This is a genomic window from Brevibacillus antibioticus, from assembly GCF_005217615.1.
Classification (GTDB): domain Bacteria; phylum Bacillota; class Bacilli; order Brevibacillales; family Brevibacillaceae; genus Brevibacillus; species Brevibacillus antibioticus.
This window is the reverse complement of the sequence record NZ_SZNK01000001.1, coordinates 3,152,242-3,167,362: the sequence shown is the minus strand read 5'-3', so window position 1 is coordinate 3,167,362 and position 15,121 is coordinate 3,152,242. Positions and strand designations below refer to the sequence as shown.

The 15,121-nt window shown below is 48.3% G+C and carries 15 protein-coding genes; 12 read left to right on the top strand and 3 right to left on the bottom strand.

All coding sequences use genetic code 11. The features are described from left to right. Nucleotides 1–13: 13 nt before the first annotated feature. The gene (locus E8L90_RS14740; protein ID WP_137030040.1) at nt 14–1,135 is read left to right on the top strand and encodes a GerAB/ArcD/ProY family transporter; all 1,122 of its coding nucleotides are present in this window, start codon (nt 14–16) and stop codon (nt 1,133–1,135) included. A gap of 58 nt (nt 1,136–1,193) precedes the next feature. On the opposite strand, the gene sspI is transcribed toward E8L90_RS14740, so the two are convergent. Next, complete coding sequence (gene sspI / locus E8L90_RS14735; protein ID WP_007728525.1) at nt 1,194–1,430, bottom strand: small acid-soluble spore protein SspI; 237 nt, start codon at nt 1,428–1,430, stop codon at nt 1,194–1,196. Nucleotides 1,431–1,601: 171 nt separating this feature from the next. Between sspI and E8L90_RS14730 the strand changes: the two genes are divergently transcribed. Both E8L90_RS14730 and E8L90_RS14725 read left to right on the top strand, forming a co-directional pair. After that, nucleotides 1,602–2,255, top strand: coding sequence for a potassium channel family protein (locus E8L90_RS14730; RefSeq protein ID WP_007728524.1), 654 nt, complete (start codon nt 1,602–1,604; stop codon nt 2,253–2,255). A 4-nt stretch (nt 2,256–2,259) separates the two neighbouring features. Continuing rightward, complete coding sequence (locus E8L90_RS14725) at nt 2,260–3,087, top strand: TrmH family RNA methyltransferase (RefSeq protein ID WP_137030039.1); 828 nt, start codon at nt 2,260–2,262, stop codon at nt 3,085–3,087. Here the strand turns inward: E8L90_RS14725 and E8L90_RS14720 are convergent. After that, a complete protein-coding gene (locus tag E8L90_RS14720; protein ID WP_137030038.1) occupies nt 3,084–3,803 on the bottom strand; it encodes a DUF2225 domain-containing protein in 720 nt (239 codons plus the stop codon). The genes E8L90_RS14725 and E8L90_RS14720 overlap by 4 nt on opposite strands. A gap of 586 nt (nt 3,804–4,389) precedes the next feature. Between E8L90_RS14720 and pheS the strand changes: the two genes are divergently transcribed. The 3 genes from pheS to zapA all read left to right on the top strand — a co-directional run bounded on the left by pheS (nt 4,390) and on the right by zapA (nt 8,221). Continuing rightward, complete coding sequence (gene pheS, locus E8L90_RS14715) at nt 4,390–5,424, top strand: phenylalanine--tRNA ligase subunit alpha (protein ID WP_137030037.1); 1,035 nt, start codon at nt 4,390–4,392, stop codon at nt 5,422–5,424. A gap of 15 nt (nt 5,425–5,439) precedes the next feature. Further along, complete coding sequence (gene pheT / locus E8L90_RS14710) at nt 5,440–7,863, top strand: phenylalanine--tRNA ligase subunit beta (RefSeq protein WP_137030036.1); 2,424 nt, start codon at nt 5,440–5,442, stop codon at nt 7,861–7,863. Nucleotides 7,864–7,945: 82 nt separating this feature from the next. Further along, nucleotides 7,946–8,221: a cell division protein ZapA gene (gene zapA, locus E8L90_RS14705; protein ID WP_007728510.1), complete on the top strand. Its 276-nt coding sequence runs from the start codon at nt 7,946–7,948 to the stop codon at nt 8,219–8,221. Nucleotides 8,222–8,316: 95 nt separating this feature from the next. Here zapA and E8L90_RS14700 read toward each other — a convergent pair whose 3' ends face one another. Continuing rightward, the gene (locus E8L90_RS14700) at nt 8,317–8,691 is read right to left on the bottom strand and encodes a phage holin family protein (RefSeq protein WP_137030035.1); all 375 of its coding nucleotides are present in this window, start codon (nt 8,689–8,691) and stop codon (nt 8,317–8,319) included. Between the two features lie 244 nt (nt 8,692–8,935). Between E8L90_RS14700 and E8L90_RS14695 the strand changes: the two genes are divergently transcribed. The 6 genes from E8L90_RS14695 (at nt 8,936) to E8L90_RS14670 (ending at nt 15,082) form a co-directional block, all read left to right on the top strand. Next, on the top strand, nt 8,936–11,293 hold the full coding sequence (locus tag E8L90_RS14695) for an endonuclease MutS2 (protein ID WP_137030034.1): 2,358 nt from the start codon (nt 8,936–8,938) through the stop codon (nt 11,291–11,293). A gap of 17 nt (nt 11,294–11,310) precedes the next feature. Further along, a complete protein-coding gene (locus tag E8L90_RS14690; RefSeq protein WP_007728502.1) occupies nt 11,311–11,721 on the top strand; it encodes a DUF350 domain-containing protein in 411 nt (136 codons plus the stop codon). Nucleotides 11,722–12,002: 281 nt separating this feature from the next. Further along, nucleotides 12,003–13,301 carry a nucleotide sugar dehydrogenase gene (locus tag E8L90_RS14685; RefSeq protein WP_137030033.1) on the top strand — a complete coding sequence of 433 codons (1,299 nt, stop codon included), beginning with the start codon at nt 12,003–12,005 and terminating at the stop codon, nt 13,299–13,301. A 145-nt stretch (nt 13,302–13,446) separates the two neighbouring features. Then, entirely contained in the window at nt 13,447–14,034 is a 588-nt protein-coding gene (locus E8L90_RS14680) for a sigma-70 family RNA polymerase sigma factor (RefSeq protein ID WP_137030032.1), read from the top strand. Beyond that, nucleotides 14,013–14,774, top strand: a complete 762-nt coding sequence (locus tag E8L90_RS14675; RefSeq protein ID WP_137030031.1) for a DUF4179 domain-containing protein — start codon at nt 14,013–14,015, stop codon at nt 14,772–14,774. The genes E8L90_RS14680 and E8L90_RS14675 overlap by 22 nt, the downstream gene beginning before the upstream one ends. A 107-nt stretch (nt 14,775–14,881) precedes the next feature. After that, nucleotides 14,882–15,082 carry a cold-shock protein gene (locus E8L90_RS14670; RefSeq protein ID WP_007728493.1) on the top strand — a complete coding sequence of 67 codons (201 nt, stop codon included), beginning with the start codon at nt 14,882–14,884 and terminating at the stop codon, nt 15,080–15,082. The last annotated feature ends 39 nt before the right edge of the window (nt 15,083–15,121 follow it).

The window sequence follows — 15,121 nt, the reverse complement described above, 5'->3', positions numbered from 1 at the left end:
GAGAGCGATTACTGTGGAAAATCAGCAACGTAATTTTGGTACCTGGCAACTGACAAGCATTATGCTCAGTTCGATGATCGGGGTGGGTATCCTAATCATCCCGAGAACGGCAACCGAACTTCTTCATCAAACGGGGTGGTTGGGACCCATAACAAGTGCTTTGATAGCATCCGTGGCAGTGGCGGCAATCGTTTATTTAGGCAACCAGTTTCCTGGCCTTACCTTTGTCGAATATATGCCGAGGATTTTTGGTGGTGCCATCGGTACCCTGTGTGTGTTTCTTTTCATTCTCTATCAGTTCCTTAACGCGGGAACTACAGTCAGATTGTTTGGGGAAGTCGTCGTGACCTCTGTATTACCGCAAACGCCATTGGAAGTAATTATCATTACGTTGCTATTGTTGGTCATGTTTCTTTGTTGTCATGAGATTGAGGTTGTGGCAAGGATAAATGAGCTATTGATTCCTTTCCTCCTGTTTCCGTCTCTCTTGATTCCGCTCGTCTCCTTCATGAACGCAGACTGGCACAATTTATTGCCATTCCAATTAGAGTCATGGAAAAATGTCATGAAAACGGGGTTCAATACGTATACGCTCTATACCGGGTATGAGTTGTTAATGGTTTACTTTGCCTTCGCTATTCCTGGAGCAAGGCTAGGGGTGGCTAGCATGACAGGTATGAGCTTTGCTCTTGTCGTGTATGTGATTACAGTTGTCGCGGGCATTACTGTATTTGGCTATGAAGAATTGCAGAGGTTGGTTTGGCCTACACTAGAACTGGTCAAGGTAACGCAGAGAGCCGGCTGGTTTTTGGAGCGTTTTGAGTCCGCCTTTCTTGCGATTTGGGTTGCTTCCGTATTTACAACGATCGGGAATATGCTTTACGCGACGATTTTTTCACTGCGGCGCTGGTTTCACAAAGGCATTCGTTTTCAACAAATCACCGCGATTGTGATCATGGTGCCCCTTTTTTTCCTCACATTAGTACCGCAAAATATCGTGGAGCTGTTTTCTTTTACCCAGCATTTGACCAAAGTAGGATTTTTGATCACCATTATCATCCCTATCTTGCTGGCAATCACCCAATTCATACGCAATCAGTTCAACAAAGGTCGAGAAGTGAACAATGAAAAATGAAAAGGGAGGGGCATAGGAGCCCCTCCCTTTGTAGCATGTTTGTTCGAAGAAGAAATGGTTAGATCGGCTTTTCGGCTTGCTCAGGCAAGTGTTCCGCGATCGTCGTAATCATGGATTGACGTGAGGAAGCATCGCTATTTTGCCACAGCACTTCAAACAAAACGCCTAAACCCGGGAGCGTCTTCTCCTGACCGCTCGAGATGGCATCACTGATGGTCTCTTCCACTGCGTTTGGATCTGAGCCCTGCATTTTGTACATGATCGCTTGACGTAAATTGAGTGAGGCAATATTCATGACCGTGCTTGCACCTCGCTTGTGAGAATGAATTCAAGAAATAGTATTTGTAAACGCTGATTTGTGCATACCATGCTTTTCGTACAAAACGTTCATGACCATTTTGTGGGGGATGTTTTGGTTGTGCTATAATGCTTGTTATTGGTAAGTTCCGTAAAGGAGAAGATTAACATGTCCAAGCAATTTGCCATTATCGGGATGGGACGTTTTGGTTCTAGCGTGGCGAGAACGTTGTACGAAATGGATTATGAAGTGATGGGTATAGATGAGAACGAGGAGCGTATTAACGAAAATATTCAGTATGTAACGCATGCGGTAGCAGCTGATTCTACGGATGAGCGCGCCTTGAAGGAAATCGGCATCCGCAATTTTGACGTAGTCGTCGTGGCCATTGGGGTCGATATTCAGGCGAGCATCCTGACGGTATTGACGCTGAAAGACTTGGGTGTCAAGAAGATCGTGGCAAAAGCACAGAATGAGCGTCATGGACAAGTATTGTACAAGGTGGGAGCTGACCGTGTCGTATTCCCTGAGCGTGACATGGGAGTTCGGGTCGCGCACAATCTGATCTCTTCTAACGTACTTGACTTTATCGAGCTGGCAGAGGACTACAGCGTGGCGGAGGTAGTCGTGTCGTCCAAGCTGGTCGGTCAAAACTTGCGGCAACTGGATATTCGGAAAAAATATGAGGTCAACGTGATTGCCATCAAAAGCGGAGATAAATTCAACATCGCTCCTAGCCCGGATGAAGTCATCCAATACGGCGACGTGCTTGTGGTGATCGGGAACAACAAAGACTTACGCGAATTTGAGGAGCGGGCATAGGTTTATGACAAATGAAATCATTACTTCGGTTCAAAACCCTCTGGTTAAGCGATTGCACCAGTTGCTGTCACGGAAAGGACGGGAAGAGCAGCAGCGTTTTCTCGTGGAAGGGGCGCATCTGGTAGAGGAGGCGTTAAAAAGCGGGGCGGAGGTAGTCACGGTTATTTACGATCAGCAGCGTGACATGGACCCTGCCTGCCAACGTGCTCTGGCTCATCATCCGGAAGCTGTTCAGGTCATTGCTGCATCAGAGGCAGTGCTGGCGAAGCTGTCCGAAACGAAGTCACCGCAAGGAATTGTGGCCGAAGTGAAAAAAACAGCAGCAGATTGGGCAAAATGGGTAGATAAAAAGAGAGAGGAACAAGGAAGCTTGTTGCTTCTCTTTTTGGACGAAATACAAGACCCGGGCAACCTCGGCACGATTTTGCGCACAGCAGAAGCGGCAGCAGTCGACGGTGTCGTACTTGGGAGTGGCAGTGTCGATATTTACAATGGAAAAGTGGTACGGGCAACAATGGGGGCACTGTTCCGCATCCCAGTCTTTACACAATCGTTAGTTGACACGGCAGATGAATGGAAGGTAAAGGGAGGGAGAGTTCTCATCTCTTCGTTGGAGCAAAACAGTGTCTCCTATGACGAGGCTGATTATGCTGGTCTGACGGCACTGGTCATCGGCAATGAAGGAAGAGGCGTCTCCAAAGAGATGTTTGCCAAAGCCGATCAATTCGTCCACATTCCGCTTTACGGCGGTGCGGAGTCACTGAATGCGGCAGTCGCGGCAGGAATTTTTGTCTATGAGGCACAACGCAAAAGAAAAGATCGGCATGTCTAGCCGATCTTTTGCTCGCTCTTTTTCTCTTTATACTCTTCACGCGCGAGTTGCCATTGATCTTGCGCCATACGGATAATGCCGCTCTCAATGGTGTGGTTGCGAAAAGCCAGTGCCTTGCCGAAATACTTGATGGCTAAGTCAAACTTTTCGAGCCTGCGATAGAGCTCACCAATCAAGTATAGCAAGCGGACTTCGGTCATTTCTTTGTCGCCGCGTGTATAGTCAGAATGAATATACGATTGTTCATATTCTTCCACGGCCATATCGATAAAGCGCATTTCTTCCGCGACAATTTTCTCGAATCGATAAAGCCATGCAAGGCGCAAATACAGACCCGCTTTTACGGAATGGGGCTGATCTGTTATTTCAGCAGCGTAAATGGCCAGCTTGTAGCTGACAATGGCTTCTGGTACATGTCGGACCTTGCCAAAATCTTTTGGCTTCCATTTCGAGGAGATTTGTTCATCCACAATCTGCTTTTGCCAGGGGGCGAGCGTGTTCCGGAATTGATCCGTAAAAGCAAAGCCGCATTCAGGGCAGACATTGACGGTATATATAATGGGATTTAAAGATTGCTCTTTAAAAATGGTATAAAAATCGCTGTCGCGATGAAGCATCGTCAACGTGCCGCTTCTGATCCGTTTGGTCGAAAAGGTCGCTTGGCAATGACGGCAGTTGATTGTCTTATCGTAAAGGGCGGAAACATTGTCTATCATGTCAAAATCCCCTTTCGAATGGGTAACATATACATGAAAACACTCGCTTGATATGTAACATTTGTAGAATTGAAAGTTCTCTCTTGTTGCGCTATAATTTTCCTTACGTCACAATTATAACGTAAAGCGATGACGGAGACTAGTACGCAGGACCTATCTGTTTTTTCAGGGAGAAGATGTCACAGACTGCGAGCATCTTTAACATGATAGCTGCCGAATTCACTCCAAAGCCGCACTCTGAACCGCTTTTCGCGCAGTAGGAGCAGCCGGGTCATACCCGTTACCAATGATCTGAAGTGAGACAAATGTTTCTTTCCACTAGTGATATTGTCATGGATTTGTCACAGGGTGGAAGCGAATTGTCTAACAAGGGTGGTACCGCGAGAAAAAAGTAACTCGTCCCTTTTCTGGGGCGGGTTTTTCTTTTTTTTACGTGGAGGAAAGTTTAAGTGCTTCACAGTGTGAAAAAGCGACTGTGCTTAAACTTTCCGGAGCGCATAATAAATTTCCGCTAAGACGCGGTCGCTCATCCATGAGAAGGCCTCGATAGAGGTTATTTTAACAAATGAAAAAGGAGCGATTCGAAGTGCAAACTCGGTTGCAAGAAATGAAAGAGTCCGCATTGGGCCAAATCAGCCAAGTGACGGAAGCCGCACAACTTCAGGATTTGCGCGTCAAATACCTGGGGAAAAAGGGCGAGTTGACAGAACTGCTGCGCGGAATGGGCGGCCTGTCCCCAGAAGAGCGTCCAGTTGTCGGTCAGCTGGTGAATGAAGTAAGGGAAGCGCTGGAGGCAGCGTTCTTTGGCAAACAAAAAGCTTTTGAAGAAGCCGCTCTCTTTGCCAAGCTTTCTTCTCAAACGATCGATGTGACACTGCCAGGACGTCCAGTTCCAGCAGGCACCATGCACCCGCTTTCTCGGATCATTGAAGAGATCGAAGACATTTTCATCGGGCTGGGTTTTGAGGTGGCAGAAGGTCCCGAGGTTGAAATGGACCACTTCAACTTCGAGATGCTGAACCTGCCGAAAGATCATCCGGCGCGCGATATGCAAGATACGTTCTACGTCACAGAAGAGCTACTGCTCCGTACGCAGACATCTCCTGTGCAAGCACGTACGATGCTGAAAAAAGAAGGCAAGACCCCACTTAAAATGATTTGTCCGGGTAAAGTGTATCGTCGTGATGATGACGATGCGACACACTCCCACCAATTCACGCAGATCGAGGGTCTCGTGATTGATAAAAAGATTGGGATGAGTGACTTGAAAGGTACCCTCTTGACGTTTGCTCGTCAAATGTTCGGGGAAAACCAACAAATTCGTCTGCGCCCAAGCTTCTTCCCGTTCACGGAGCCTTCCGTAGAAGTAGACCTGCAATGCTTCAACTGCGGTGGTCACGGTTGCCGTGTATGTAAGCAAACAGGCTGGATCGAGATTTTGGGTGCTGGTATGGTACACCCGCGCGTACTGGAAATGGCTGGCTACAACCCTGAGGAAGTCAGCGGCTTTGCATTCGGTATGGGTGTGGAACGAATTGCAATGCTCAAATACGCGGTGGAAGACATCCGCCATTTTTATACCAACGACGTTCGTTTTCTGCGTCAGTTCAATCGAGGCTAGAGAGGAGAGGCAAAGATGAAGGTATCATACCAATGGTTATCTGAATACGTCGATCTGAGTGGAACGACGCCCCAGGAGCTGGCTGAAAAGCTGACTCGCAGCGGGATTGAAGTAGACGCAGTTGAATCGCGCAACGCAGGTGTATCCGGTGTTGTGATCGGTTATGTAAAAGAACGCAGCAAGCACCCAGATGCAGACCGTCTCAACGTATGCGTCGTTGATGCAGGACAAGGAGAAGACCTGCAAATCGTTTGTGGAGCAGCGAACGTAGACAAGGGACAAAAAGTTCTCGTTGCCCTGATCGGTGCGAAGCTCCCAGATGGTCTGAACATCAAGCGTTCCAAGCTGCGCGGTGTAGAATCCCAAGGGATGATCTGCTCGGCAAAAGAATTGGGCTTAAACGACAAGCTTCTGGCAAAAGATCAGCAAGAAGGCATTATGGTCTTGCCAGCGGATGCGGAAATCGGAATGGATGCTATTTCGTACCTCGGCTTGGATGACTATGTGCTGGAGTTGGGACTGACTCCGAACCGTTCGGATTGCTTGAGCATGCTGGGGGTTGCTTACGAGGTAGCCGCTATCTTGGGCAAAGAAGTGGTATTCCCGCAAATCGAGCTGACCGAAAACGGTGGCAACAACCCGATTCAAGTCAAAATCGAAGCGACGAATGAAAGCTATCAATACCATGGTCGTCACTTCACCAACGCCAAAATCGCGACATCTCCGCAATGGATGAAAAATCGTCTGATGGCAGCGGGAATTCGTCCGATTAATAACGTAGTAGACGTGACCAACTACGTCCTGCTTGAGTACGGTCAGCCGCTGCATGCTTTCGACGCGACACAGGTAGCTGATCGCTCTATTGTCGTTCGACTGGCAAACGAGGGTGAAAAGCTCGTGACTTTGGACGATCAAGAGCGCACGCTGGATGAGCAAACCTTGCTGATTGCCGACCAGACCAAAGGCTTGGCAATCGCAGGTGTAATGGGCGGAGCGAACTCCGAAATTACAGGCGATACGAGCGAAATTATTCTTGAAGCAGCTTGGTTCACGCCAAAAACAGTGCGTCGCACAGCTCGGATGCTCGGCATGCGTACAGAAGGCTGCGTACGTTGGGAAAAAGGCGTTGACCAAGCACGTGTACAGGAAGCGGGAGAGCGCGCCGCTGCGCTGATTCAGCAATTGTCTGGGGCAACGGTATCCAAAGGAATCAGCTCTGCTGTTGTAAGCGAAGCTACGCCTAATGTTGTTTCCGTTACGCTTGCAAAAATCAATCAGCATCTCGGAACCGATATGTCGGCTTCTGATGTATCGCCGATTTTCGAGCGTCTGCAATTCCCGTATGAAGTAGCGGGTGAAAAATGGACGGTAACCGTTCCAACGAGACGTGGCGACATTACGCTACCAGAGGATTTGGTGGAAGAGGTTGCACGTCTGTACGGCTACGACAACATTCCGACCAGCTTGCCTTCTGGTTCGAACACACAAGGACAGTTGACAAAAGAACAGCAATTGCGTCGTACCATCCGTCATCACCTGATCGGTACTGGTATGAATGAAGCGATTTCTTATGCACTGGTTCATCCAGATCGTGTCGAGGCAGTAGCGGGTCTGCATCAGGAAAAAGTAAACCTTGTTGCGCTCATGATGCCAATGAGTGAAGATCATAGCGTTCTGCGCACAAGCTTGATTCCTAGCCTCTTGGAAACAGTCTCTTACAATAAAAACCGCCAAAACCACGATGTTGCGATTTTCGAATTGGGCCGTGTGTTCTTGACGAAAGAAGAAACACTCACGCAGCTTCCGGAAGAGCGTCTGTATGTAGCAGGTGCATTGACTGGACAACTGCTCGCACAAAACTGGATGGGCGCTAAGCAGCCTGTTGATTTCTTCCAAACCAAAGGAATTGTGGATTCACTCTTCGCGCGTTTGGGTATCCAAGCTGCCGAGTACAAAGCTGTCCAGGACATCGCAGGTATGCACCCGGGACGTACCGCAGAAGTCTGGGTAGGAGAAAAGCGTCTGGGTTATCTGGGTCAGGTTCACCCGGGCACAGAAAAAGCGTATGATCTGTCCGAAACGTACGTATTCCAGTTTGATGTTGCTGCTTTGATTGATGTAGCTGCCGAGGTAGGACATTACAATCAGCTGCCGAAATCCCCAGCGGTAACGCGTGACTTGGCTCTCGTTGTCGATCGCAGTGTAGCTGCTGGTGCATTGGAAGCAACGATTCGTGAAGCAGCAGGTGAGCTGCTCGAGTCCGTAACCCTGTTTGATGTATACATGGGTGAGCGCATTGCCCAAGATAAGAAGAGCATGGCATTTGCCCTCGTATTCCGTCACGCAGAGCGTACCTTGCAGGACGAAGAGATTCAACAAGTGACTACTGCTGTCATCGAAGCCTTGAAAAACAACACAGGTGCTGAACTGCGCATGTAAGATTGCTTGACGAAATCTGACATTTTCAGTAACCTAAAAAAGGATAATGTAGAGCAAAGGTCGCAGTAGGGGGGTACCTCTCGTGCAAGGTGATGGGAAAAATCGTTTGACGGTGGACATCTTTGGCCAACAATACCGGCTCAGTGGCAAGGCAAGTGTCAATCACATACGCATGGTGGCCGGTTTCGTTGATGACAAGATGAACGAAATCGCAAACGGCAACCATCGACTGGATACTGCCAAAATTGCCGTACTTTCTGCAGTCAATATCGCGGATGAATACTTCCGCTTGCGTCAGGAGTACGAAGAACTGCTGAAAATCATTCAGGAAGAGGCAAAGGCTAAACCGATAGATTAAGGAAAAGAGGGGCGAAATGCCTCTCTTTTCACGTTGTGGTTAAAATGAGAAGAGCCACCCCGTCTTTGATGGGATGGCTCTTTGGCGTATTCTGCCTAGGTCTCCTGCCTGTTTCTGGCATCTCCATTGCGCAAATCCATATGGGTTTTGATCGGGATAAACAAGTCGATGATCCCGATCACCAAGGAAGCCAGAAGTGCACCAAGAATCGTTACGCGGAAGCCAGAGACGATAAACTGTGTGAGATAAATCACGACGGCACTGACCAAGAAGCCGATAATACCCCGATTGTACGGCGAAATGCGATCTCCGAAAATGGCTTCTACGGCCCAGCCAATCAGTGCGATAACAACGGCCGCGAGCAGAGCTGTCCAAAAACTGCTAACCGAAAAGCCGGGGACCAGAAAGCCGACAAACATCAGGACTACGGCAGCGACGATAAAGCGGACGATATGGCGCATGATCGTCAAGTGTACTCCTCCTTTAGGGTTGTTTCACCTTTCATTCTCTCACGCAAAGAGTGGAACTATGCCAAGCGAAAACGTGTAAATTTATCCTTCACCGGTTGTGCCTGTAAGAGCTATCCGGTGCCCAAGTTTTCTAAGCTCCGTTGCCATGCTATAATGGGGAGATATCGTAATGATTGCCGGTATAGACCGTCGCTCCCGCCCGCACGGTACAACGGTCGCCGCTGGAGAAAGAAGGAGGAGCACAGTGGAACAACGGGTTTTAAAGACATTAGAATACGATAAAATAGTCGCCCTGTTGATTGACAAGGCATCTTGCACATATGGAAAAGAAAAAGCATCAGAGCTGATTCCTTTTTTACGCTTGGATGAAGTCATAACCGCTCAGCAAGGGACAGAACAAGCAGCAACTGTGTTACGTTTAAAAGGAAGCGTGCCTCTCGGTGGCATTCGCGATATCCGCGGTCCCGTACAGCGCGCCAGATTGAACGCCGTGCTCGCCCCGATGGAATTGCTGGATATCGCCAGCACCATTATGGCCGGACGCAGGCTCAAAACGTTTTTGCTCGATATGTGTGAGGATCACCAACTGCCCTTATTGCAACAGCAGGCAGAGCGGATTGAGGGCCTGCGTGAGTTGGAAACCGAAATTCGCCGCTGTGTAGATGAAAACGGCGATATTTTAGACAGCGCGAGTCTTGAATTGCGTCAGGTACGTCAAGAGATCAGACAACTCGAGTCGCGCATTCGCGAGAAGCTCGATCAAATGACACGCTCGTCCACTTACCAAAAAATGCTAATGGAAAACATCGTTACGATTCGTGGCGATCGTTTTGTCATTCCGGTGAAGCAGGAGTATCGTTCTGTCTTTGGCGGAATTGTTCACGATCAGTCGGCATCTGGGGCGACGCTCTTTATCGAGCCGGAAGTAATCGTCGAGATGAACAACAAGCTTCGGGAGCTTCGCTTGCGCGAGGAACGTGAAGTGGAGCGCATTCTTTATGTGCTGACGGAGCAAGTATCCTTTGCGGTAGAGGCTTTGGTCGAGAATACAGAAGCACTGACAGAGCTTGATTTTATGTTTGCCAAGGCTCAGCTTGCCTGGAGCATGAAGGCGATTTGTCCACGCATCAATGATCGTGGATACGTAAACATGCGAAAAGCGCGTCATCCACTCATTCCACGAGAAGTTGTCGTTCCCGTAGATGTGGAGCTAGGTGGAGAGTATCAGGCGATTGTTGTGACAGGTCCGAATACAGGGGGGAAAACCGTTTCCCTCAAAACAATCGGACTGCTGTCCTTGATGACGATGGCAGGCTTGCATATTCCGGCAGAGGAAGAGAGCGAGATGACTGTATTCTCCTCCGTCTTTGCTGATATCGGGGATGAGCAATCCATCGAGCAGAGCCTGTCTACATTCTCGAGCCATATGACCAATATTATTCAAATCTTGGCGAAAATGGACGACAAGAGTTTGGTATTGTTTGACGAGCTAGGCGCAGGAACAGACCCGACAGAGGGTGCTGCTCTGGCCATGTCCATCATCGACCATGTGATTGATTCCGGTGCGAGATTGGTTGCAACGACCCACTACAGTGAATTGAAGGCGTATGCCTATGATAGACCCGAGGTCATCAACGCCAGCGTAGAATTTGACGTACAAACGTTGCGTCCTACTTATCGCTTGCTCATCGGAATTCCTGGCAGATCCAACGCATTTGCCATCGCAAGACGCTTGGGATTGCCGGAACACATTATTGATGTAGCGCGTGGCTCGATCAGTGAGGAAGACAATCAGGTCGAGAGCATGATCGCTTCATTGGAGCGTAATCGCAAGTCGGCGGAAGCAGACAGGTTGGCGGCAAAAGCGGCACGCGAGGAAGCGGAAGAGCAGCGTAGACAGCTCGAAGAAGAGCGTGCCCAATTTGCTGAAGAGAAAAACAAACGAATGGAGCGAGCAGAAGACGAAGCGCGAATTGCCGTCCAACTCGCAAAAGAAGAAGCGGAAACGATCATTCGCGAGCTGCGCGAGATGATGGCAGAAGGCATGGAAATCAAGGAGCATCGTCTCATCGATGCGAAGAAGCGCTTGGGTAATGCCGTCCTTGAGCTGGAGAAGGAAAAGGTGAAGAAGCCGGCAAAAGCCGTTCGTGCCACACAGATCAAGGTGGGCGACGAGGTAATGGTGACGAGCTTCGGACAAAAAGGAACCGTGCTGGAAAAGGTAAACAATGAAGAATTCCTCGTGCAGATCGGGATCATGAAAATGAAAGTAAAACGCGATGATATGCATGTACAAAACTCCATCCAGCAAAAACCGCAAGCGGCTCCGTACACCTCTGTGAAGCGTCGCAGTGACAATATCAAGATGGATCTCGACTTGCGCGGCTACAACGTCGAGGACAGCATTCGGGAAATTGATCAGTTTTTAGATGATGCGCTGTTGGCAGGCTTGCACTCGGTCTCCATTATTCACGGACACGGGACGGGGGTACTGCGCAAAGGCGTGCACGAGTATTTGAGAAGTCATCGTAATGTAAAATCCTTCCGCTTAGGTGGTCAAGGAGAAGGCGGCGTAGGTGCTACCATTGCCGAATTAAAATAAGAGGTCGGGAGGGACATATGGAAAGCCTTCTACACAATCCATATTTTGCAACTGCAGCTTATTTTACTGTGTCTGGACTGGCGATGGTTTTATTCTTAGCCATTTTTGAACTGGTGACGCGTTATCGTGTTTGGGAAGAACTGAAGCGTGGGAACATGGCAGTAGCAATGGCAACAGGCGGGAAAATTTTTGGGATCGCGAACATTTTCCGTTATTCTATTCAGGCACATTTGTCTTTGGGCGAAGCGCTGATTTGGGCGACATTCGGATTTTTCCTGTTGCTGTCTGCTTACTTCATTTTTGAATTCATGACCCCTACCTTTAATGTCGATCAGGAAATTGCAAAAGATAACAGGGCCATTGGTTTTATTGCAATGGTCCTGTCCATCGGTTTTTCGTATATCATCGGGGCATCCTTACCTCGTTAGACGGGTTGAACGATATTTCAAACGAGAGTATAATTTGATTTGGCGAAAGAGTACCAAACTATTCTGCCCAATCAACGTCCTTTTTACGAAAAAGAGGACAAGCCAAGATTGTATGGGGGAGGAACAGCCTTGGAAACGTTGTACAAGGTCCTCATCGGATTGTGTGTGCTTTTTATCGCTGCAGGTGTTTACTACCTGTCCTAAAAATATACGCAAGTGGGCCGTGTGATTTCTACAGTCATATGGACCTTACTTGGAAAATGTGAAAGAGGAGATACGCAATGACTCAACCTGTAAGCGTAGCTGTTGTGGGATTGGGGTTTGTAGGCTTGCCGTTGGCGCTTACCTATGCCATGAAAGGAGCAAACGTCATCGGTATTGACGTCGTACCGCATGTCGTCGATGAGATCAATGCGGCACACTCCCATCACCTGGAGTCCTATCAGGGAAAAACGTTGCCAGAGATCCTCAAAGAGCAGATTGAAGCAAAACGTTTCCGTGCAACGTCTTCCTACGAGGAAGCGGCTGCGGAAGTCCATAACTATATTGTAACAGTCGGATTGCCTGTTCATAACGGCGATCCTGATCTTGGACCGCTGAAAAGCTGTGCACAATCGCTCGGTCGCGTACTGAAAAAAGGCGATACCATCATGATTCGCAGTACCGTCGTACCTGGAACGACAGAAGATGTGATTCTGCCGATTTTGGAGGAAACAAGCGGTCTTGTTGCGGGTGTTGATTTCTACCTGACATACTGCTCAGAGCGAATTGCAGAGGGGCGTGCTTTTGAAGAGTTCATCCATATGCCGCTCGTTTTGGGTGGTATCAATGAACAAAGCGCTGAAAAAGGGAAAGAGTTGTTGGCCTTCATCAGCGAGACGGACATCACGATCACGGATATCCGTGTAGTCGAGACAGCAAAGGTCATCGAGAATATCCAGCGTGATGTGAACATCGCGATGGTACAGGAATTTGCTCGTTTCTCCGAGGCGTTCGGCATCGATACGTTCGAGCTGATCAAGGTTGCTAATACGCACACGCGTGTAAACCTGTTATCGCCAGGACCGGGTGTAGGCGGCTTCTGCTTGCCGAATGCACTGTACTACTTGCAGCCTAAGGCGCGTGAATTGGATGTAAACCTGCCGATTCTGCAACTGGCTCGCAACACGAATGATGCGGTACCTGATGTGTTGATCGGCATGCTCGAGCAAGCCTTGAAGAATAATGGCAAGACATTGGCAGGAAGCCGTGTAGCTGTATTGGGAATGGCGATGAAAGACTTTTCCAATGATGACCGCGTAAGCCCTGTCCACGACCTGATCAAGGTGCTCATGGCAAAAGGAGTAGACGTTCGTTCCTACGATCCGGCTGTTCCGACTGTGTATGATCACAAGGTTGATAGTCTGGACAAAGCAGTGAATGGAGCAGATGCGTTGTTCCTGACTGCTGTGCAAAAGGAATTTGCCGAGGCAGATTGGGCCAATGTTGCTGAAAAGATGGCTGACGCGCCGATCCTTTTCGATACGAAGAACCGCATCCCGCGTGACCTTGTCAGCAAGGCCACTGTGGTGCGCATTTAATTCTATAACAAATACCATTGATTCATACAAGAAAACCTCTCTAAACGCACGTAGAAGCGTTTGGAGAGGTTTTTTTCATAAAGTAGTGAACCATATTGAACGAGAGAGCCAATACAACGTGTATACAATTTCAGGGGGCCCTCCGATGAATGATCAAATGCTAGAACTGTGGCTGGACCGTTTGCTTGATGGAGATCAAGAAGCTTTTGAGGTGGTCTACAGCATGACACGGACAAAAATTTACGGTACCGTAGCAGCCATGGTCACGAATAAAGAAGATGTTCATGATATTGTAAGCGAAATCTACTATCAGCTATGGAGATCACTGCCTGCCTATGATCGCAAGCGCCCGTTTCTCTTCTGGGTGAATGGGATTGTCATTAGACAGGTGAAAAACTGGCGTAGACAGATTTGGAGAAGATTCCGTCTGTTAGAACGAAAACAGAGCTTGGAAGAAAAGCAACATGTCGAAACGCCGGATGAGCCAATGCTTGCGATGGAGTCTGCCACAGAGATGCAGCAAGCAATCCAAAAGCTGCCGTTCAAGCTGCGCATCGTCGTGATTTATCGGTATTACTACGATTATACGTACGGTCAGATTGCTGAACTGCTGCAAATACCAGTGGGGACAGCAAAATCGAGAAATCATCTGGCATTAAAGCGAATCCGAGAGTGGATTGACGTCGAATGGAATGAGGAGGAACTCCAAACATGTCTATCGAAAAAATCGTAAAACAGTCACTCACCAAACAAATGGACGAAACCACGATCCCTGATGAACTCGACCAGCGAGTCAGGCAGTCCTTTCTTCGCTATCACGAAAAAAAGGAGACTGTAACGATGAAGAAAAAATTAGTTATGATGGGATTAGTTGCTGCTATTATACTGCCGACTGGAGTATATGCGGCTTTAAATGGAACCTCTTATTTTGCAGACAATCCAAAAGACTTGAACAGTTTGGTGGGTGAAGAGGTTAAGCGAGCAGCGGCAAAAGGGTTGTCTATTCCGATCGATCAAAAAATTACCGATCAGGGGATTACGATTCATTTTACGGAAGTGTATGCGGAGGATAGCAAAGTTCTGCTGCACTATCGCATTGAACAACAAAATGGAGAACTGGTGCCTTTCGAATTCGATACGACAGGTTTAGATGTGGTAGGCGAAGCAAATGGCAATCCTGTGTACCAGGAAAAAGGCTTGGAAGGTACAAGTGTCCTAAACTTTATCGGGACCAAAGAGAATAATTTACCTTTCTACTTAACAGACGAGTCCGGTAAGGAAGTAGAGGTGGGAATAGCTGATCATGACAAGCCAGAGGGCGTTCTTGCCTTCTCCACGCTTGAATCCAAGCTACCACAACCACTCACCTTAAATATCGATGTGAACCGGATCGGCAAAACAAAGGGCAACTGGAAGGGACAATTTATTGTGGACCAGAGCAAAGCCAAAGAAGCAACAGAGGCTGCGAAGTAGGAGAAAAAAATTCGGTCACGTATAATAAGCCTCGTAAATGGCAATAGTAACCGGGGTAAGACAATATTTCAAATGTCATGTAAGGGTTACATGCTAGGAGGCAAAAAATGGAACGTGGAAGAGTAAAGTGGTTTAACAGTGAAAAAGGTTTCGGTTTTATCGAGCGTGATGGTGGAGATGACGTATTCGTTCACTTCTCCGCTATTCAGGGCGAAGGGTACAAATCCTTGGACGAAGGGCAAGAGGTTGAGTTTGACGTAGAAAACGGTCAACGCGGTCCTCAAGCGACGAACGTTCGCAGACTATAAAAGCTGAAACGACAAGCAGACTCAGGTGATGGGTCTGCT